Raw genomic sequence first — 18,578 nt, 5'->3', positions numbered from 1 at the left:
GCTCGGATATGTGTAAAAGAGACCGGGGGAACCCTGAGGGACTCTGAGTCCCTCAGGGTTCCCCTCACGGACCTCGGCATTGCGCGTCTGGAGGTCCAGCAGCGGGTTACGAGGTCTCCCGTACCGGCGCGGGCGCGGGCTCCTCTTCCGCCACCGCCTCGCTCAGCTGCCAGCCGCCCCGGCGACGCAGCACCACGAGGTAATAACCCAAGGCCAGCAACGCGATCGCGCCGGTGACGATGAGGCTCGGCCGTCCGATCACCGGGTCGGTCGCGTTCACGTAGAGCACGAACGCCAGCGCGATCAAGGCCACCACCGGCGCGATCGGGAACCCGGGCATCCGGTACTTCGCCCCGGCCGTCGCTCCGGAACGACGGCCCAGGATCGCACCGAGGCACAGCGCCGCGTACACGACGACGATCGACGTGCTGGTCACGACTGTCAGGATCTGCGGGTCCACAAAGCACAGTGCGGCGGCAATGAAGCCGGTCGCCAGCGTCGCGACCCACGGGGTGCCGAACTTCGGGTGCACCGCCGAGAGCGCGCGGTTCATCGCCTTCGGCCACGCGCGGTCCCGGCCGCTGCTGAACACCAGCCGGGAACTGATCAGCACGATCGCGAGGACGGCGTTGATGATGGCGAGCGCGACCGCGAGGCTCAGCACGGTGTCGAGCGTGCTGCCGCCGCGGGCCTGCACGAAGTACGACAACATGTTGGGAGAGCTGAACAAAGTGCCGAGATCGGGCGCGCCCATCAGCACGGCGGTGACCGGGATCAGCTCGGCCAGCACGGTGACCCCGAGTCCCATGAGGACAGCGCGCGCCACCCCGCGTCCGGCGTCCTTGGTTTCCTCGCCGAAGTAGACAGCCGAGCCGTAGCCGTTGTAGGCGAAGATCGCGATCGCCGTCGCGATCATCACCGCGCTGATCGTCGCCGGACCGCCGCCCGGGGCGACCGGATGCGCGAGCAGATCGGTGAACGGACGGGCCGGCTTGGCCAGCCCGAGCACCGCGACCACGGCGAGCGCCAGCAGCTCCACCGCGAGGAAAATGCCGGTGACCCAGGCGTTCAGCTTGATGTCGAACACCGCGACGATCGCGGCGAGCACGCACGTCACCGCCGCCACCACCGCCGGGGACACGCCGGGCAGCACCACGCTCAGGTACTGGCCGACGCCGAGCGCGATCACCGCGACGATCAGCACCTGCGTCACGATCATGATGCCCAGCACCATGAATCCGGGCAGTTTGCCCAGCGTGCGCGCGGCGATCGTGTACTCGCCGCCCGCGGACGGGAAGGCCGAGCCCAGTTCGGCGTACACGAAGGCCATGAAGATGCCGACTACGGCGGCGGCGAGGAAGGCGTAGAAGGCGCCCGATCCGGCGCCGGTGAGGACGCCCGGTGCGATGACGAACACCGAGGACGCCGGGCTGATCGCGGAAAGCGTGATCAGCAGCATGCCGAGGGTGCGCAACCCGCGGCGCAAGACGGGGGTGGACAACGCTGGCCTCCATCAAGTCGTTGCTCAGGTACGTTGTTTGAATGGAACTCAAATAACCAGCCGGGCGTTCAGCTAAGGCCCTCACGCCCGCCACGTCAAGACTTCTGCGGTCTCGATCCGTTCAGGGCTTGCATTTTTCGAGATTTGTTCAAAGAATCAAGGCATGGCAAGACCGAGCAAGGCCCCCGAGCGGCGGGCGGAACTGGTGGCCGCGGCGCGGCACACCGTCGTCGAACGCGGCGTGCTGAACCTGAAGCTGCGCGATGTCGCGGACCACGCCGGCATGTCGCCGGGTTCCCTGTTGTACTACTACCCTTCCCTGAGCGACCTGCTCGAAGACGTGCAGCAGGAGGCCGTCGAACGCTTCTGCGTCGCGCGTGAAGCCGCGGTCGCGGCGGAGGCCGACCCGCGCGCCCGGATGCGCGCGATGATCGGCAGCGGCCTGCCGAACGGCAAGAACGACGAGCTGTGCGTGCTGCTCTATGAACTGGGCACCATCGCCCGCCGCGAACCGGCATACTCCGCGCGGCACATCGCGCTGTACGAACGTCAGGTCCGCGGGTACGTCGGCATCCTGGAAGCCGGTGCCGCGACCGGGATTTTCGACCTGACCGACGACCCGGTCACCATCGCCCGCAACCTCGTCACCCTCGAAGACGGGTACGGCCTGCACCTGACTCAGGCGGTGCCGCCGCTCGACCGATCCGTCGCCGAGGCGGCGGTGCTCTCCTATGCCCGCGTTTCGACCCGATGCTCCCTGGAGGCCCCCGCATGACCCGCGCCCGCGACCTTGGCTTGACGCTTGGCGGCAAGCCCGGCCCGCACAACGCGATCACCGACATCCCCGGCGTCGAGGTCGGATACACCACCTTGATCGAAGGCTCGTCGGTGCGGACCGGGGTCACCGCGATCCTTCCGCGCGGCCGTTCCCAGTTCGATGTGCCTTGTTCGGCGGGCACTTTCTCCTTGAACGGCAACGGCGAAATGACCGGCCGGGCCTGGCTGGCCGAGACCGGGTCCTTGACTCTGCCGGTCTTGATCACCAGCACCCACTCCGTCGGACAGTGTCATCGAGGCACGATCGATTGGGTGGTGCGGGAACGCCCGGACGCCGCGGCGGAGTGGCTGCTCCCCGTGGTGGCGGAGACGTGGGACGGGTACCTCAACGACGTCAACGCCCCGACCATCCAGACTGAGCACGCCGTCGCCGCCATCGATGCGGCTGCCTCCGGCCCCATCGCCGAGGGTTCGGTGGGCGGCGGGACCGGGATGACGTGTTACGGGTTCAAGGGCGGCACTGGGACTTCTTCGCGGGTTGTTTCGCACGGTTCGGACAGCTACACCGTTGGGGCCCTGGTGCAGGCGAACTTCGGAAGCCGCCCGGAGCTGACGGTGGCCGGATCGCACCTAGGTGCCGAGCTTCTTGACGACAACCCGATGGCCGACACAAGCTGGCTCGCTCCGGCTGGTGCCGGTTCGGTGATCGTGGTGATCGGGACTGATGCGCCTCTGCTGCCCGGTCAGTGCACTGCTTTGGCCCGACGGGTGCCGCTCGGGCTGGCCCGGACCGGGACCACCGGCTCGCACTTCTCCGGAGACCTGTTCCTGGCCTTCAGCACGGCGAACGCGGGTGCTTTGACCAGCCATTTCCCCCGGCCGGACGACGAACCGTACGAGAGCATGCGGTTCATCCCGTGGGGTGCGATCGATCCGTTCTTCGAGGCCGTGGTGCAGGCGGTCGAAGAGGCGGTGCTGAATGCGCTGGTGGCCAACGAGGAGATGACCGGGCACCGGGGGCATCGGGTTCCGGCGCTTCCGGTGAGCCGCTGGAAGGAGGGGGCCTAAAGCAGGCGCGGCGGGCTCGCCTGGGCGCTTTGGCTGAATACGCGCCGCGCCTGGGCGAGCCGGGGCTTCGTCTCATGGACCCGCCCCCGCCGAGAAAAGCCTCGTGAGCGCCTGTCACGGTTCTGACCGGGATGGGCGCTCACGAGGCCCAATTGCGGTTAACCGGTTCCGTGCCGGTCCGGCAATGAACGCCGACCGGCAATTCGCCAGGACGGACGCAAGGCCCGGCCCAGAACGGCGAGATCTCGAAGCTCCTTGGCATCTCCGGCCTTGTGCACGATGAACGCCGCGAGACCGAGCACTGCGACGAAGGCAGTCAGAGTGTTGCTGCGGCTCATCCGACAGCTCCTTGGAACCGAGTCGCAATCCGGGTACTGCTCGGTGGCGGACAAGACCCGCCCTGCTGGGGTCAGCGCTTCCAAGTCGGCCCGGTGAGGGGCATGAGGCGCAAGTACCGCGAACAGTGCCAGTCGTCTGCTGGCATCACGGATGCCTCCTCCACTCGACGGGCGCCCGCACCCCTTGCCCCGACCCGCCAGGATCGTATATCTTTTGAGATATCTTCCTCTCCCGACAACATCCGGGCAGGTCAACCCCCATGAGTCCCGTATCGAGCACCACCCCGCCGGAGCGGCCGGGCAAGGTCATCGCGCTTCACCTGAACTATCCGTCCCGCGCCGAGCAGCGCGGGAGGACCCCGGCGAAGCCCTCGTACTTCGTCAAGCCCACCACCTCGATCAGCGCCTCCGGCACCCCCATCGAGCGCCCCGCGGGCACCGAACTTCTCGCGTTCGAGGGCGAGATCGCGCTCATCATCGGCAAGCAGGCCCGCCGCGTCTCCCCCGACCAAGGCTGGAGCTACGTCGAGAGCATCACCGCCGCCAACGACTTTGGCGTATACGATCTGCGGCACGCCGACGGCGGTTCCAACCTCCGCTCCAAGGGCGGCGACGGCTTCACTCCCCTCGGCCCGGCCACCATCCCCGCCGCCGAGGTCGATCCCGCGAAGCTGCGCGTCCGCACCTGGGTCAACGGCGAGCTCGTCCAGGACGACACCACCGAGGACCTCATCTTCGACTTCGGCACCCTCGTCGCCGATCTTTCCCAGCTGAGCACTCTCGAACCCGGCGACGTCATCCTCACCGGGACCCCGGCGGGGTCGTCGGTCGTGAAGCCGGGCGACACCGTCGAGGTCGAGGTCAGCGGCGGCGCGAAGACCACCGGACGTCTCGTCACGCCGGTCGTGGAGGGCACCACGCCGCTCCCGGAGTTCAGCGCTCAGCCCAAAATCGACGACAACCAGCGCGAACAGGCTTACGGCGACAGGGAATCCGCAGGGCTCCCGGCGGAATTCGTGCTCACCGAGGAACTCAAGACCAAGCTCACCAGCGTAGGCACGGCGACGCTTTCCGCCCAGCTGCGCAAGAACGGCTACAACCACGTCTCCATCGACGGCCTCGGTTCCACCCGCCCGGACACGAAACTCATCGGCCGCGCGCGGACTCTCCGCTACGTCCCCTTCCGCGAGGACCTCTTCAAATCCCACGGCGGCGGCTTCAACGCCCAGAAACGCGCCATCGACTCGCTCAACCCCGGCGACGTCCTGGTCATGGAGGCCCGCGGCGAAAAGGGAACCGGCACGATCGGCGACATCCTCGCCCTGCGCGCCCAGGTCCGCGGAGCGGCGGGAATCGTCACCGACGGCGGCGTCCGCGACCTGGCGGCGGTGGCCGCGCTGGACATTCCGACCTACCACTCCGGACCGCACCCGGCGGTGCTCGGCCGTCGTCACGTTCCGTGGGACGTCGACATCACCATCGCCTGCGGCGGCGCAACAGTGCAGCCGGGCGACGTGATCGTGGGCGATTCCGACGGCGTCCTGGTGATTCCGCCGCACCTGGTGGAAAAAATCGCGGACGCGGCGATCGAACAGGAACGCCAGGAAACGTTCATCGCGGAGCAGGTCGCGAACGGCGAAAACGTCGACGGCCTCTACCCGATGAACGACCACTGGAAGGCCAGGTACGCCCAGTGGCGCCCGTAGCAGGCGAGAGCAAGTCCCAGCGCGCGTACCGCTGGATCAAGGACCGGATCGCCGACCGGACCTTCGGTCCCGGCTATCGCTTGGTGCTGGGGCAAATCGCCAAGGAACTGGACGTCAGCGTCGTCCCGGTGCGCGAAGCGATTCGGCTGCTCGAGGCCGAAGGGCTGGTCACGTTCGAGCGGAACGTCGGCGCGCAGGTGGTGATGGTCGACGAGACCGCGTACGAGCACACCATGCAAACCCTTGCCCTGGTGGAAGGTTTCGCCACCTCGCTGTCCGCACCGAAACTGTCCACTGAGGACATCGAACGGGCGCGCGCGGTCAACGAACAGATGCGGCTGTCACTGGAAAAGTTCGAGCCACACCGGTTCACCGAGTTGAACCAAGAGTTCCATTCAGTCCTCTTCGAACCGTGCCCGAACCCGCACGTGCTCGACCTCGTGCACCGCGGCTGGCACCGGCTCGCCTCGTTGCGCGATTCGACGTTCAGCTTCGTCCCGGGCCGCGCGCACGAATCCGTCAAGGAACACGAACAACTGCTGGTGCTGATCGAGCAGAACGCCGACCCGCTCGAACTCGAGCTGGCCGCGCGCCGGCACCGCACCGCCACCCTCGACGCCTACCTCGACCGGCGGGCCGCCCCGCCCGCCGAAGCTCCCTAGGAAGGACCCCACCCCATGAGGTTCCGCAGTACCCCGAACGCCATCACCGGCTCGATCGCGCCGCTGATGACCCCGTTCACCGCCGACGGCGCCGTCGACCACGAGAGCCTGACCAACCTGGTCAACTGGCAGATCGCGTCCGGTTCGCACGGCGTTTCGATCGGCGGGTCCACCGGCGAGCCCGGCGCGATGACGGTGGCCGAGCGCGCGGAGACGATCCGCACCGTCGCCAAGGCGGTGGGCGACAAGGTTCCGTTCATGCCCGGCACCGGTTCGGCGAAGCTCGACGAGACGCTGGAGCTGACCTCCGAGGCGCGCGACGCGGGCATCGACGCGGCGCTGATCATCACCCCGTACTACGCGCGGCCCACCCAGGAAGCGCTCTACAGCTGGTACGCCACGGTCGCGAAGGAATTCCCGGACCTGCCGATCGTCGCCTACAACGTGCCGAGCCGGACGTCGGTCGACCTCGCCCCGGAGACGGTCGCGCGGCTGTTCCGCGATTTCGACAACTTCGTCGGGATCAAGGAGACCACCAAGGACTTCGAGCACTTCTCCCGCGTACTTCACCTGTGCGGCAAGGAATTGCTCGTCTGGTCGGGCATCGAGCTGCTGTGCCTTCCGCTGCTTTCCCTCGGCGGCACCGGTTTCGTGAGCGCCACCGCCAACATCGCCCCGGCCGCCAGCGCCGAGATGTACCGCGCGTGGACCGAGGGCGACTTCGACCGCGCCCGCGAGATCCACTACGGCCTGCACCCGCTGGTCGACCTGCTGTTCGTCGAGACCAACCCGGCCCCGGGCAAGTGGGTGCTGGAGCAGCGCGGGCTGATCCGCTCGGGCTTCGTGCGGCCGCCGCTGATCACCCCGACCGAACCGGGCATCGCCCGGATCACCGAACTGATGCGCCAGGGCGAGCAGTACCTCTCGCCCGTCGACGGCTTCACCGTGGAAGGAAAGTGACCATGACCGCGCACTACGTTCCGGAGAACCTGCCGGAGCACATCCGCCACTACATCGGCGGAGCGCCGGCCGACAGCGTCTCGGGCGACACCTTCGAGGTGCTCGACCCGGTCACGAACAAGCCGTACATGACGGCTTCGGCGGGCAAGGCCGAGGACATCGACCTCGCCGTCGCCGCGGCGAAAGAGGCGTTCGACCACGGCCCGTGGCCGAAGATGCTGCCGCGCCAGCGCGCCCGGATCCTCAACAAGATCGCCGATCTGGTGGAGAGCCGCGACAAGCAGCTGGCCGAGCTGGAAACCTTCGACACCGGCCTGCCGATCAAGCAGGCGCTCGGCCAGGCGCAGCGCGCGGCGGAGAACTTCCGGTTCTTCGCCGACCTGATCGTCGCGCAGGCCGACGACACCTACAAGGTGCCCGGCAAGCAGGTCAACTACGTCAACCGCAAGCCGGTCGGCGTCGCCGGGCTGATCACGCCGTGGAACACGCCGTTCATGCTGGAGAGCTGGAAGCTCGCGCCGGCCCTGGCGGCCGGCTGCACCGTGGTGCTCAAGCCCGCCGAGTTCACGCCGCTGTCGGCGAGCCTGTGGGCGGACATCTTCCGCGAGGCCGGCGTACCGGACGGGGTGTTCAACCTCGTCAACGGCCTCGGCGAGGAAGCGGGCGACGCGCTGGTCAAGCACCCGGACGTCCGGCTGATCTCGTTCACCGGCGAAACCACCACCGGCGAAACGATCTTCCGCAACTGCGCGCCCGGGCTCAAGGGCATGTCGATGGAGCTGGGCGGCAAGTCCCCGGCTGTCGTGTTCGCCGACGCGGACTTCGAGGCGGCACTGGACTCCACGCTGTTCGGCGTCTTCTCGCTCAACGGCGAACGCTGCACGGCGGGCAGCCGGATCCTCGTCGAGCGCCCGATTTACGAGGAGTTCTGCACCCGCTACGCCGAACGCGCCCGCAACATCGTCGTCGGCGACCCGCACGACCCGGCCACCGAGGTCGGCGCGCTGGTGCACCCGGAGCACTTCGACAAGGTGATGAGCTACGTCGAAATCGGCAAGACGGAAGGGAAGCTGCTCGCCGGCGGCGGCCGCCCGGAAGGCCTCGACACCGGGAACTACGTCGCCCCAACGGTGTTCGCCGACGTGAAGCCGGACGCGCGGATCTTCCAGGAGGAGATCTTCGGCCCGGTCGTGGCGATCACGCCGTTCGACACCGACGAGGAAGCCCTCGAGCTGGCCAACAACGTCAAGTACGGCCTGGCCGCCTACGTCTGGACCGCAGACCTGACGCGGGCGCACAACTTCGCGCAGAGCATCGACGCCGGCATGGTCTGGCTCAACTCGCACAACGTGCGCGACCTGCGCACGCCGTTCGGCGGGGTCAAGGCATCCGGCCTCGGCCACGAAGGCGGCTACCGCTCGATCGACTTCTACACCGAACAGCAGGCCGTGCACATCACGCTCGGCGACGTGCACACGGCGCGCTTCGGGGCCGGGAAGGACAAGGCATGACCACGACCCCGCCGGACGTCATCCGCTGCGCCTACGCGGAACTCATCGTCAGCGACCTCAAGGCGTCGCGAGAGTTCTATGTGGACATTCTCGGCCTCGTGGTGACCTACGAAGACGACGAAGCGGTCTACCTGCGCGCGTTCGAGGAATACCTGCACCATTCGCTGATCATCCGCAAGGGTGCGGAGCCCGCGCTGTCCGTGCTCGCGTACCGCGTGCGCAGCGAAGCCGAACTTGACGTCGCCGAGGCGTACTACCGGGAACTCGGCGTCCAGGTCCGCCGCGTCCCGAAGGGCACCACGCGCGGCATCGGCGAAGCGGTGCGCGTGGTGGACCCGCTCGGCTTCCCGATCGAGTTCTTCTACGAGGCTGAGCACGTCGAGCGGTTCACCCAGCGCTACGACGTGCACGGCCCTGGCGCGCTGTCGCGGCTGGACCACTTCAACGTGAACACGCCGGACGTCCCGGCCGCGCGGAAGTACTACGAGGGCCTCGGTTTCCGGGTGTCGGAAGACATCGTGGACGACGAGGGCACTGTGTACGCGGCGTGGATGTTCCGCAAACCGACCGTGCACGACGTCGCCCTCACCGGCGGCGCGGGCCCTCGCCTGCACCACATCGCGTTCGCGACGCACGAGCGGCACCAGATCCTGCACATCTGCGACCACCTCGGCGCGGTGCGGAAATCGGACCAGATCGAGCGCGGCCCCGGCCGGCACGGCGTGTCGAACGCGTTCTATTTGTACGTGCGTGACCCGGACGGACACCGGATCGAGATCTACACCCACGACTATTACACCGGCGACCCGGACAACCCGGTGATCAGCTGGGACGTGCACGACAACCAGCGTCGTGACTGGTGGGGCAATCCGGTGGTGCCGAGCTGGTACACCGAGGCCTCGCGGGTGCTCGACCTCGACGGGAAGCTCCAGCCCGTCGAGGAACGGACCGAGACGAAGGAAATGGACGTGACCATCGGCGCGGACGGGTTCTCCTACACCCGCACCGACGACACCGCCCGGGGTTTCAAACTGGGCGAACAGGTCTAAGGTGCGTCCCGTCCGTGAAGGGCTCCTTGAGGGAATCTGATTCCCTCAAGGAGCCCTTCACGGACCATCAGCAGCGGTACCGGCACTTCGACGGAGAGGTGACATGATGACGGCAATCTTGCAGACGCCGACCACGGTCGCGCAGGACTTCACGGAGTTCCGGTCCGCTGTCCTGCGGTCGTTCGTGCCGCTGCAGGTGAGCACCGAGCACCGCGACCGGTTCCACGGCAGGCTCCGCACGCACGAGGCGGGCGAGATCGCGCTCACCGAGATCACCGCGTCGCCGCACGCGGTGGAGCGCACGCCGGAACTGATCGCCCGCGCGGACCGGCCGTGCTACAAGCTGAGCGTCATGCTGGCCGGCACCGGAATCCTCACCCAGGACGGCCGCGAGGCAGTGCTGCGGCCCGGCGACGTCGCGCTCTACGACACGAACCGGCCGTACTCGCTCGTGTTCGAAGAGAATTTCCGGACGCTCGTGCTGATGTTCCCGCAACAGCAGGTCGATCTGCCGCGGGATCTGGTCGGTCAGCTCACCGCGGTGCGGATGTCCGGCCGCTCCGGGGTCGGGAACGTGGTGGTGCCGTTCCTGGCGCAGCTGGGCGGGAATCTGGACGTGCTGACGAGCCCGGTCGGGGTGCGGCTGGCGCACAACGCGGTCGACCTGCTGACCACGATGCTGGCCACCGAACTAGATCTGGACCGCACGGCGGCCGACCCGCACCACGACTTGATGCGGCGGATTCGCAGTTATATCGACGCTAATCTGTCTCGGTCTGATCTTGGTCCGGCGCAGATCGCCGCGGAGCATTACATCTCGACGCGGCATCTGCACGGGTTGTTCCAGGAGCAGGGGACGACGGTGGCGGGGTGGATCCGGCAGCGGCGGTTGGAGCATTGCCGCCGGGATCTGCGGGATCCGTTGCTGGCGGCGCGTCCGGTTGCGGCAATCGCCGCGCGGTGGGGGTTTGTGGACGCGGCGCATTTCTCGCGGGTGTTTCGGGCGGCGTTCGCGCAGTCGCCTAGCGAGTTGCGGGCTCGCGGCTGAAGCCCGCCAAAACCACACACGGCGCTCCCGGAATCCCGGGGGCGCCGCTTGTCGTCTCCATCCCCGTTTCCGCCGCGTTTCCGCCCCGAACCCCCTGGTATTGACCGCGAGCGTCCGGCAGTTGCCCGCCAGCGCATGAACGTTCGCTCACCGGCCGGGGCGCGGCGAGCATGATGGGCATGTCCGACCCTTCCCCTGACGAATGGCGCACCTACGACGAGTTCGCCGCCGGGATCGACACCTACCGGCTGCCCAACGCGGACCTCACCGGGCGGGAGTTCACCGTCACGCTCGATGACGGCGCGAAGCTCGAGCTGCGGTTCCTCGACGGCGAACGGCTCACCCTCAACGGCGTCGAGGATCCCTACGACGCGGTCGCCGTGCGTCCCGACGTCTTCTTCGTGAACCTGCCGCTGACGAGCGTCGAGGGCGAATCCCTCACCGTCGTCTACTCGACCACCACGCACCGCGCGATGACCGTGCGGTCGGTGATCGGCGACGAGGACGTCGAAGGCACGCCGCGGGTTTCGCAGACCTTCCACGCCGGCACCACCGACGGCGGCGAGCCGACTGGCGACGTGCCCGGGCCGTCGCGGGACCTCATCGGCAAGCGCAATGTCTACCGCTACAGCCCGAATCACCTGTACGAGCACGTTTACCTCTCCTCCGAACGCTACTGCTGGCAGTGCGTCGAGGGCGTGCAGCGCGGGCACGGCGACGTGGACATGTCGACCGTCTGGAAGTTCGCCGACGGCCTGTACCTGTTCTGCTTCCGGGAGTTCCGCATCGCGGTGGCCAGCGTGTGGCTGCACGACCTCGGCTACGACCTGCGCACCACCGGCGTTTTCCTCGGCATCACCGGCGACGGCCGGTCCGAGCATTCCCGCGCGGGCGGGCACATCTACCCGCTCGGCTCGATCAGCTACCCCGACGTCCAGCCTGTCTAAGGAGTTCTCCTGTGTCCAATTTGGACGTGATCACCGCGCATTACGAGGCCAGCGACCGCGGCGACCTCGACGGCATGCTCGCCCCGATCGGCCCCGAAACCACCTGGACCGAGGCCGCCGGATTCCCCTACGCGGGCACCTACACCGGCCCGGACGAGGTGAAGCGCAACGTCTTCGAGGCGATCGCCCGCGACTGGGACGGCTACCAGTTCACGTTGTCCGCGCTGCTGGACGCCGGTGACTCGATTGTCGGGCTCGGGACGTACACCGGCACGAATCGCAAGTCCGGCAAGGCTTTCACCGCCCGGGTCGCGCACGTGTGGAAGTTCGACGGCGACAAGGTCGCGAGCTTCGAGCAGATCGTCGATTCCGCCCCGGTCGCCGCGGCGACCGACTGAGTCTCTCGCGAAACGGCGGTGCCGGTCCTTCCCCCGGCACCGCCCCCCTTCTCCCCTCCCCCTCTGGTCACTGTGGACCGGAAAGCCGAGCCATGATGAGAAAGTTCCTGCCCGCGCTCGCCTCGGCCGTGCTCGTCACGCTGGTCGCGGCGAGCTGCGCGGGCACCGCCGATCCGAACGGACCGATCGTGGTCGGCTCGGTCAACGCGCTGAGCGGACCCGCCACCTTCCCGGAATCCTCCCAGGCCGCCAAGGCCGTCTTCGACGCGGCGAACGCGGCGGGCGGCGTGCACGGGCGCAAGATCGAATACCACGCCATCGACGACAAAGGCGACCCGGCGGCCGCGGCGGCCGCCGCGCGCGAAATCGTCGGCGGCGATCAGGCAGTCGCGCTGGTCGGTTCGTCCAGCCTCATCGAATGCCAGATCAACGCCAAGTACTACCAGCAGGAGAAGGTGCTTTCCATCTCCGGCATCGGCGTCGACCCGTCGTGCTTCACCAGCCCGAACATCGGGCCCGCCAACGTCGGGCCGTTCCACGACATGACGCTGACCCTGCTGTACGGCTCCGAAGTGCTGCACCTGCAGGACATGTGCGCACTGCTGGAGATCGCCGGGAACACGTTGCCATACTACCGCGCGGCCATCGACGAATGGTCGAAAATCACCGGCAAAAAACTGAAGTATGTCGACGCGACCGTGCCGTACAACGGTTCCGACTACACGCCCTACATCGTCAAGGCCCGCGCCGCCGGCTGCAAAGCGGTGACGGTCAACCCCGTCGAGCCGGACTCGATCGGCCAGCTGAAAGCCGCGCAGGCACAGGGTTGGAAAGACGTGACCTGGCTGCTGCTCACGAGTGTCTACAGTGAACAGTACGCGAAGGCGGTTTCGGACGCCGGCAAGGGCGTTTATGTCCCCGCCGAGTTCTATCCGTTCACCGATCCGTCGAGCCCGCGCACCAAGGAGTGGCGGGATCTCATGACGCGCAACAACATTCCGCTGACCTCGTTCAGCCAGGGCGGCTACCTCGCGGCGAAGTACTTCCTGCAGGTGCTGAACGGCATGCAGGGCGACATCACGCGGGAATCGGTGACGAAGGCGCTGCGCGAAATGAAACCGATCACCGATCCGATGGTCGGCACGCCGTACGTGTTCGGCCCCGGGCAGACGCACCACGACAACATCGCGGGCTGGCCGGTCAAGCTCGCGACGGGCACGAACCGGTGGGAAATCGCCGGTACCGACTGGCTGCGGATTCCGCGGCGCTAGCCCGATCCACTCTGGAAAGAGGAGAACTGCAATGGTGCAGGGAGCGCTGGCCGGGCTGGCCGCCGGCGGGCTTTACGCGGTGCTGGCGGTGTGCCTGACCTTGATGTCCCGGCTGGTCCGCGTCGTCAACTTCGCCCAGGCGGCCACCGGCATGTTCGGCAGTTACGTCGGGGTGGCCTTGTCCGTCCACGGCGGACTGCCGGAGTGGCTGGCGGTGGTGCTCGGCGTGCTGCTGGGCGGGTTGCTGAGCGTGCTGATCGGCTGGGTCGTCTCGACCTGGCTGGCCGAAGCAGGCACCGGCACCCGTTCGGCGGTCACCGTCGCGGTGCTGCTGCTGTTGATTTCGCTGTCGTTCATCCTGTTCGGCAACAAACCGCAGCCGTTCCAGGCGTTGCTGGCCGGTCCGGCCTTCACCGTCGGCGGCGTGGTGATCAGCCAGGTGACCGTCGTGACGGTCGCGCTGGCGGTGGTGATCGCCTTCGCCGCACGGCTGATCTTGACCAAAACGCCCGTCGGCATCTCACTGCGCGCGTTGTCGGAACGCCCGACGACCGCTGAGCTGCTGGGCATCCCCGCGAAACGGCTCAGCGCCGCCGTCTGGGGCGCCACCGGCCTGATCAGCACCATCATCATCGTGATCGTCGCCCCGTCCCAGTCGAACGACGCCACCTCGCTGGCCATGCTGGTGGTGCCCGCCGCGGCGGCGGCCCTGCTCGGCGGGTTCCGCCGGCTGGACCTCGCCGTCGTCGGCGGGCTGGTGCTCGGCATGCTGCAGGGCGCGCTCGCGCAGGTCGACCAGCTTTCGGTAGTGCGGAATTTCGTCCCGTTCCTGGCCATCGTCGGCCTGCTCGTGTGGTCTCAGCGCAAGGAGGTGTGGGATGCAGCTCGCTGACCGGGGCGCAGTGTCCCGCTTCGGAACCCCACTGGTCGTCGCGGTGGTCGCGGTGCTGGTCGGAATCGGCCTGACTGTCGGCCTCAACGGCTACTTCGCCTACCTCGGCGTAAGCGTCGTTGTAGCCGCCATCGCCCTGCTCGGCTTGGGCGTCGTGACCGGCAGCGCCGGCATGATCTCCTTGTGCCAGCTGACTTTCGGCGCGATCGGCGCGTGGGTCGTCTCCGCGCTGAACGTCGCGAACGCTCCTGGCGGCTTCCTCTTCTGGCTGCTGCTGGGCGGTCTCGCGGCAGGCGTGGTCGGTGTGCTCATTGGACTCCCCGCGCTGCGTCTGCGCGGCATCAACCTGGCGGTGGTGACGCTCGGTTTAGCCGCGGCCGCCGACGTCACCCTGGTGGAAATCCAGTTCCCCGGCACCACCGACGGCGTTTCGGTGGACCGGCCGTCCTTGGTCGCCGACGACAACGCGTATTTCCTGCTCTGCGTCATCGTCCTGATCGTCTGCGCGTTGGTCGTGCACTTTCTGCGACGCGGTCCGTGGGGCAGCAGCTGGGCCGCGGTGGCGTTCTCCGAACGCGGCACCGCTGCGGCAGGAGCCAGCGTCCGCACGGCCAAGCTCTCCGCCTTCGCGGTCAGCGCCACTCTGGGCGGCATCAGCGGCGGTCTGCTCACCGCGCAGGTCGGATTCGCTTTCCCGACCAGCTTCGCTCCGCTGCAGTCGCTGGCGTTGTACGTGCTGGCCATCATGTCCGGTGCACACCTGATTGACATGGCAGTGTTCGGCGCGGTCCTGTGGGTCGCCGTACCGGAGCTGCTGAAGCGATGGGGAGTCCCGCAAGACTGGGGTTACGTGATCTTCGGCCTGCTGGGCATCCAGGCTCTGGCTGGACGCGGCAATCTGGGCACCGCGATCCGCGAACTCTGGCGTCGCCGGTCGAGGGCCAGCGCTGGCGTCCAAATCACCGCGCTGGACGAAGAACCTCCACGTCTCCCGCCCGGCGAACCGGTGCTGGTGGTCCGTGGCTTGAGTGTCACCTTCGGCCAGGTCAAGGCACTGTCCGGAGTGGACTTAGCCGTCCCGAAGGGCGGAGTACTAGGCGTAATCGGCCCGAACGGCGCCGGAAAGTCCACTTTGGTCGACGCCATCAGCGGCTTCCTGCCCCAAGCTCAAGGGAGCGTGGAACTGGCCGACCGCCCGCTCACTGGCAACCCGACACAACGAGCCCGCTCCGGTCTCCGCCGAACCTTCCAGCAAGACCGGGTCCCGTCGGGGCTGACCATCGAGGCGTACGTCCGTTTCGTGGCCCGCCGACGCCCGCCCGCCGCCGAAGTCGCTGCCGCGCTGGAGTTCTTCGGTTGCCCGCCAGCGGGAACGCCGCTGGACCGGGTCGACGTGGGCGCACGCCGGTTGGTCGAGGTCGTCGGCCACCTCATGGCGAAGCCCCAGGTGCTGCTCCTGGACGAGCCGGCGGCGGGTCTCCCGCACGAGGAACACGTGGCCTTCGGCGAACGCCTGCGTCAGGTCCCGGCCAGATTCGGCGTCTCAGTGCTGATCATCGAACACGACCTCGACCTGGTCCGGTCCGTCTGCGACACCCTGACCGTGCTCGACTTCGGCGAGGTGCTGGCCAGCGGCCCGCAGGCGGAAGTGCTGGCCGATCCCGCGGTCCTGAAGGCATACCTGGGCGAAACGGAGATGCTGTGAGCACGCTGCGCATCGAAAACCTGACCGTCACGCGCGGTGCGGGACCCGTCATCGCCGACGTCGGCCTGACCCTGGAACCGGGCAAGATCACCGCATTGGTCGGCCCCAACGGTGCGGGCAAGACTAGCCTGCTGGAAGCGTTGTCCGGCGTGATTCCCGCGGCGTCCGGGACTATCCACGTTGGACACACCGACGTCACCAAGCACTCGCGGGTGTCCAGAGCGCGGCTCGGACTGGCACACGTCGAGCAAGGACGGGCAGTCTTCGCCAGCCTGACCGTGCTGGAAAACCTGCGCCTGACCGCCAAAACCCCCGCCGGAGTGGACGAAGTCCTGGCGCTCTTCCCCGAACTGGAGAAGCGCAAGAACTCGCCCGCCGCGCTGCTGTCCGGCGGCGAGCAGCAAATGGTGGTGCTGGGCCGAGCCTTCGCGGCGAAGCCCAAGTTCCTGCTCATCGACGAGATGTCGCTGGGCTTGGCTCCCGCCGTCTTCACCAGGCTTCTCCCGGCGGTCACCGAGTTCGCCAACGCGGGCGCGGCGATCCTCCTGGTGGAACAATTCACCCACCTGGCGCTGAAAGTCGCGCAAGAGGCCCTAGTCGTCTCCTCCGGCAAGGTCACCTACGCCGGGGAATCGCAGCCCCTGCTGGACAATCCGGACACGCTGCACCAGGCGTACCTGGGCACCAACTGACCCGGGGCGTGGGCGTTCCGCGGTGGGACGCCCACGCCCCGGCCGGTCAGCCTTCGCGGATGGTCATCTTGGCGAGCCGGTCGCCGTCGACCTCGAAGACGAACTTCGACCGCCCGTTGGCGTGGTTGCTGCGCCAATCCCCGACGACGGTGACGGTGTCGCCGGAAACGGTGACCTCCTCCGGGGTCAGGACGCCGCGGGAGCCGATGAATTCGACGTCGCTCCAGCCTTTGATCTCAGTGCGGCCACTGAACGACCGGCCCCAGTCGTCCACGACGCCGTTTTCGGTGAACGCGTCCAGGAACGCGGCGTCGTCGTGCCGGTTCACCGCGTCGACGAACGACGCCACCGGTTCCGGAATCTCCACTTCGGACATTGCGTTTCCCTTGCTGTCGCGGGTGAAACTCAGCGGGTGGTGTAACCGCCGTTGGCGAAGATAGTCTGCCCGGTGATCCACCAGCCGGACGTCGCGAGGAACGACACGATCGGGGCGATGTCCTCGATCTTCGTCAGCTGCCCGCCCATCGCCTGCGACTTGTGGAATTCCACCCGTTCCGGGGTTTCCTGGCCGTAGAAGAACGGCGTGTCCATCGGGCCGGGCCCGACCGCGGTGACCGAGATCCCGCGCGGGGCGAATTCCTTGGCCGCGGCGCGGGTGAAGTGCTCGACCGGGCTCTTGCCGCCCGCGTAGGTCGAGTACCCGTCGGTGAACGCCGCGAGCAGGCTGGTCACGATCGTGATGACCTTGCCGCCGTCGGCGACGTTCTTGCCGGCTTCCTTGATGAAGAAGTACGCCGCCTTCGAGTTGATGTCGAACATCGAGTCGTACTCGTCCTCGGTGGTCTCGGTGATCGGCTTGCGCAGCACCTTGCCCACCGTGTTCACCGCGACGTCGATCTTCCCGAGCGCGGCCTCGGCATCCGCGAACAGCTTCGCCACGTTCGCCGGGACAGTGAGGTCGCCGGTCAGGAGAACGCCCTTGCCGCCCGCCGCCTCGACCGCGGCGAGAGTCTCCTCCGCCTGCGGACGGGTCGACGCGGAGTTGTAGTGGATCGCGACGTTCGCGCCGGCCTGCGCGGCCTGCCTGCTGATGAGCCCGCCCAGGTTCTTCGCCCCGGCGGCGACCAGGACGTTCTTGCCTTCGAGAGTGTGGCCGGTCATGGGTGACTCCTCCGTCTCTTTATCGCTGATATGCATCACTGTATCAGTGCAACAGCGGCTACCATAGCGGTGTGACACAGATTGCGAACGCGGATACACGGACCCGGCTCCTGGACGCCGCCGCCGAGCAGGTCGCCGCGACGCCGGGCGAGGACATCTCGCTGCGCGCGATCTGCGCACAGGCCGGGGTGAAAATGCCGACGCTGTACCACTTCTTCGGCAGCAAACAGGGCCTGCTGGACGCGGTCGTCGAGCGAGGTTTCGACCTGTACCTCGCGGAGAAAGGCGCCCACGAACCGTCCGGCGACCCGATCCAGGACCTGCGCGACGGCTGGGACGCCCACGTCGCCTTCGGGATCGCGAACCCCGGCTTCTACACGCTCATGTACGGCCAGGTCCACCCCGGCCACGCCCCCGCGGCGCAAGAACGGCCCAGCGCGATGCTCCGCGCCCTGACCAAGGCCGCCGCCGACCAAGGCCGCCTGACGGTCCCGCCGGACCAGGCGGCCGCGCACATCCTGGTGGCCAACATCGGGGTCACGTTGCGGCAGATCATCCTCGCCGAGGAGGACCGCCCGCTGTCGGCGGCCGTCCGGGAAGGCGCGATCGCCGCGATCACCGGCACCGCGCCGAGCGCCGCCGACAGCAAGCACGCGGACATCCACCGCGTTCTGGAGCACGCCGCCGCGAACCCGGAAATCCTGGGCGCTGAGGAAACACAACTGCTGACCAAGTGGCTCCGGACCCTGGCCGAGTCGGACTGACCTCGCTCACGCCCCGCTTCCGCAGAAGTCCGTGAGGGGAACCCTGAGGGACTCTGATTCCCTCGGGGTTCCCCTCACGGACCTCCGCAGCGTGCACCGAGCCGGGCGGGAAGAGGGGAACGGGTAGG

At 67.8% G+C, this 18,578-nt stretch carries 19 protein-coding genes; 15 read left to right on the top strand and 4 right to left on the bottom strand.

Translation table 11 applies throughout. The features are described from left to right. Positions 1-106 precede the first annotated feature (106 nt). Positions 107-1,501: an APC family permease gene (locus tag ACFXI3_RS43900; protein ID WP_344286164.1), complete on the bottom strand. Its 1,395-nt coding sequence runs from the start codon at positions 1,499-1,501 to the stop codon at positions 107-109. Positions 1,502-1,664: 163 nt separating this feature from the next. On the opposite strand from ACFXI3_RS43900, the gene ACFXI3_RS43895 reads away from it, so the two are divergent. Together ACFXI3_RS43895 and ACFXI3_RS43890 are read left to right on the top strand one after the other, a co-directional pair. Continuing rightward, positions 1,665-2,276 (top strand): TetR/AcrR family transcriptional regulator, encoded by a 612-nt coding sequence (locus ACFXI3_RS43895; RefSeq protein ID WP_378407882.1) that lies wholly within the window; start codon positions 1,665-1,667, stop codon positions 2,274-2,276. Further along, positions 2,273-3,346: a P1 family peptidase gene (locus ACFXI3_RS43890; protein ID WP_378407880.1), complete on the top strand. Its 1,074-nt coding sequence runs from the start codon at positions 2,273-2,275 to the stop codon at positions 3,344-3,346. Before ACFXI3_RS43895 ends, ACFXI3_RS43890 begins: the two co-directional genes overlap by 4 nt. Before the next feature lie 158 nt (positions 3,347-3,504). Here ACFXI3_RS43890 and ACFXI3_RS43885 read toward each other — a convergent pair whose 3' ends face one another. Further along, positions 3,505-3,684, bottom strand: coding sequence for a hypothetical protein (locus ACFXI3_RS43885; protein ID WP_378407878.1), 180 nt, complete (start codon positions 3,682-3,684; stop codon positions 3,505-3,507). Between the two features lie 260 nt (positions 3,685-3,944). On the opposite strand from ACFXI3_RS43885, the gene ACFXI3_RS43880 reads away from it, so the two are divergent. From ACFXI3_RS43880 to ACFXI3_RS43825, 12 genes are all read left to right on the top strand, one after another. Continuing rightward, positions 3,945-5,390 carry a fumarylacetoacetate hydrolase family protein gene (locus ACFXI3_RS43880; RefSeq protein WP_378407876.1) on the top strand — a complete coding sequence of 482 codons (1,446 nt, stop codon included), beginning with the start codon at positions 3,945-3,947 and terminating at the stop codon, positions 5,388-5,390. Next, positions 5,378-6,052 carry a GntR family transcriptional regulator gene (locus ACFXI3_RS43875; protein ID WP_378407874.1) on the top strand — a complete coding sequence of 225 codons (675 nt, stop codon included), beginning with the start codon at positions 5,378-5,380 and terminating at the stop codon, positions 6,050-6,052. The genes ACFXI3_RS43880 and ACFXI3_RS43875 overlap by 13 nt, the downstream gene beginning before the upstream one ends. A 15-nt stretch (positions 6,053-6,067) precedes the next feature. After that, positions 6,068-7,012, top strand: a complete 945-nt coding sequence (dapA, locus tag ACFXI3_RS43870) for a 4-hydroxy-tetrahydrodipicolinate synthase (RefSeq protein ID WP_344286159.1) — start codon at positions 6,068-6,070, stop codon at positions 7,010-7,012. Between the two features lie 2 nt (positions 7,013-7,014). Next, complete coding sequence (gene hpaE / locus ACFXI3_RS43865) at positions 7,015-8,523, top strand: 5-carboxymethyl-2-hydroxymuconate semialdehyde dehydrogenase (protein ID WP_378407872.1); 1,509 nt, start codon at positions 7,015-7,017, stop codon at positions 8,521-8,523. Further along, positions 8,520-9,572 (top strand): 3,4-dihydroxyphenylacetate 2,3-dioxygenase, encoded by a 1,053-nt coding sequence (hpaD, locus tag ACFXI3_RS43860; protein WP_344286157.1) that lies wholly within the window; start codon positions 8,520-8,522, stop codon positions 9,570-9,572. The genes hpaE and hpaD overlap by 4 nt, the downstream gene beginning before the upstream one ends. Positions 9,573-9,675: 103 nt before the next feature. Then, the gene (locus tag ACFXI3_RS43855; protein ID WP_344286156.1) at positions 9,676-10,620 is read left to right on the top strand and encodes a helix-turn-helix domain-containing protein; all 945 of its coding nucleotides are present in this window, start codon (positions 9,676-9,678) and stop codon (positions 10,618-10,620) included. A gap of 179 nt (positions 10,621-10,799) precedes the next feature. Next, a complete protein-coding gene (locus tag ACFXI3_RS43850; RefSeq protein WP_378407869.1) occupies positions 10,800-11,567 on the top strand; it encodes a MoaF C-terminal domain-containing protein in 768 nt (255 codons plus the stop codon). Between the two features lie 11 nt (positions 11,568-11,578). After that, positions 11,579-11,965 carry a nuclear transport factor 2 family protein gene (locus ACFXI3_RS43845; protein ID WP_344286154.1) on the top strand — a complete coding sequence of 129 codons (387 nt, stop codon included), beginning with the start codon at positions 11,579-11,581 and terminating at the stop codon, positions 11,963-11,965. A 92-nt stretch (positions 11,966-12,057) separates the two neighbouring features. Beyond that, positions 12,058-13,236 carry an ABC transporter substrate-binding protein gene (locus ACFXI3_RS43840; RefSeq protein ID WP_378407867.1) on the top strand — a complete coding sequence of 393 codons (1,179 nt, stop codon included), beginning with the start codon at positions 12,058-12,060 and terminating at the stop codon, positions 13,234-13,236. A gap of 31 nt (positions 13,237-13,267) precedes the next feature. Further along, positions 13,268-14,128, top strand: coding sequence for a branched-chain amino acid ABC transporter permease (locus ACFXI3_RS43835; protein WP_116199195.1), 861 nt, complete (start codon positions 13,268-13,270; stop codon positions 14,126-14,128). Further along, positions 14,115-15,833: an ATP-binding cassette domain-containing protein gene (locus tag ACFXI3_RS43830; protein ID WP_378407865.1), complete on the top strand. Its 1,719-nt coding sequence runs from the start codon at positions 14,115-14,117 to the stop codon at positions 15,831-15,833. The genes ACFXI3_RS43835 and ACFXI3_RS43830 overlap by 14 nt, the downstream gene beginning before the upstream one ends. Next, positions 15,830-16,525 carry an ATP-binding cassette domain-containing protein gene (locus ACFXI3_RS43825; protein ID WP_344286151.1) on the top strand — a complete coding sequence of 232 codons (696 nt, stop codon included), beginning with the start codon at positions 15,830-15,832 and terminating at the stop codon, positions 16,523-16,525. The genes ACFXI3_RS43830 and ACFXI3_RS43825 overlap by 4 nt, the downstream gene beginning before the upstream one ends. 46 nt (positions 16,526-16,571) lie before the next feature. Here ACFXI3_RS43825 and ACFXI3_RS43820 read toward each other — a convergent pair whose 3' ends face one another. Together ACFXI3_RS43820 and ACFXI3_RS43815 are read right to left on the bottom strand one after the other, a co-directional pair. Further along, positions 16,572-16,901 (bottom strand): nuclear transport factor 2 family protein, encoded by a 330-nt coding sequence (locus ACFXI3_RS43820; protein ID WP_378407863.1) that lies wholly within the window; start codon positions 16,899-16,901, stop codon positions 16,572-16,574. 29 nt (positions 16,902-16,930) lie between these two features. Next, positions 16,931-17,686 (bottom strand): SDR family oxidoreductase, encoded by a 756-nt coding sequence (locus ACFXI3_RS43815; protein ID WP_378407861.1) that lies wholly within the window; start codon positions 17,684-17,686, stop codon positions 16,931-16,933. 71 nt (positions 17,687-17,757) lie between these two features. On the opposite strand from ACFXI3_RS43815, the gene ACFXI3_RS43810 reads away from it, so the two are divergent. Next, positions 17,758-18,450 carry a TetR/AcrR family transcriptional regulator gene (locus ACFXI3_RS43810; RefSeq protein WP_378407859.1) on the top strand — a complete coding sequence of 231 codons (693 nt, stop codon included), beginning with the start codon at positions 17,758-17,760 and terminating at the stop codon, positions 18,448-18,450. Positions 18,451-18,578 lie beyond the last annotated feature (128 nt).

It is taken from the genome of Amycolatopsis sp. NPDC059235 (assembly GCF_042754125.1).
Classification (GTDB): Bacteria; Actinomycetota; Actinomycetes; order Mycobacteriales; family Pseudonocardiaceae; genus Amycolatopsis; species Amycolatopsis albidoflava.
Note: the sequence above shows the minus strand (reverse complement) of the source record. Positions and strands in the feature narration are given on the sequence as shown.

Excerpts from the sequence above, each read along its gene's own strand:
- ACFXI3_RS43895 (WP_378407882.1), top strand. The coding sequence starts at position 1,665 with ATGGCAAGACCGAGCAAGGCCCCCGAGCGGCGGGCGGAACTGGTGGCC.
- ACFXI3_RS43890 (WP_378407880.1), top strand. The coding sequence starts at position 2,273 with ATGACCCGCGCCCGCGACCTTGGCTTGACGCTTGGCGGCAAGCCCGGC.
- ACFXI3_RS43885 (WP_378407878.1), bottom strand. The coding sequence starts at position 3,684 with ATGAGCCGCAGCAACACTCTGACTGCCTTCGTCGCAGTGCTCGGTCTC.
- ACFXI3_RS43880 (WP_378407876.1), top strand. The coding sequence starts at position 3,945 with ATGAGTCCCGTATCGAGCACCACCCCGCCGGAGCGGCCGGGCAAGGTC.
- dapA (WP_344286159.1), top strand. The coding sequence starts at position 6,068 with ATGAGGTTCCGCAGTACCCCGAACGCCATCACCGGCTCGATCGCGCCG.
- hpaE (WP_378407872.1), top strand. The coding sequence starts at position 7,015 with ATGACCGCGCACTACGTTCCGGAGAACCTGCCGGAGCACATCCGCCAC.
- hpaD (WP_344286157.1), top strand. The coding sequence starts at position 8,520 with ATGACCACGACCCCGCCGGACGTCATCCGCTGCGCCTACGCGGAACTC.
- ACFXI3_RS43855 (WP_344286156.1), top strand. The coding sequence starts at position 9,676 with ATGATGACGGCAATCTTGCAGACGCCGACCACGGTCGCGCAGGACTTC.
- ACFXI3_RS43850 (WP_378407869.1), top strand. The coding sequence starts at position 10,800 with ATGTCCGACCCTTCCCCTGACGAATGGCGCACCTACGACGAGTTCGCC.
- ACFXI3_RS43840 (WP_378407867.1), top strand. The coding sequence starts at position 12,058 with ATGATGAGAAAGTTCCTGCCCGCGCTCGCCTCGGCCGTGCTCGTCACG.
- ACFXI3_RS43835 (WP_116199195.1), top strand. The coding sequence starts at position 13,268 with ATGGTGCAGGGAGCGCTGGCCGGGCTGGCCGCCGGCGGGCTTTACGCG.
- ACFXI3_RS43830 (WP_378407865.1), top strand. The coding sequence starts at position 14,115 with ATGCAGCTCGCTGACCGGGGCGCAGTGTCCCGCTTCGGAACCCCACTG.
- ACFXI3_RS43820 (WP_378407863.1), bottom strand. The coding sequence starts at position 16,901 with ATGTCCGAAGTGGAGATTCCGGAACCGGTGGCGTCGTTCGTCGACGCG.
- ACFXI3_RS43815 (WP_378407861.1), bottom strand. The coding sequence starts at position 17,686 with ATGACCGGCCACACTCTCGAAGGCAAGAACGTCCTGGTCGCCGCCGGG.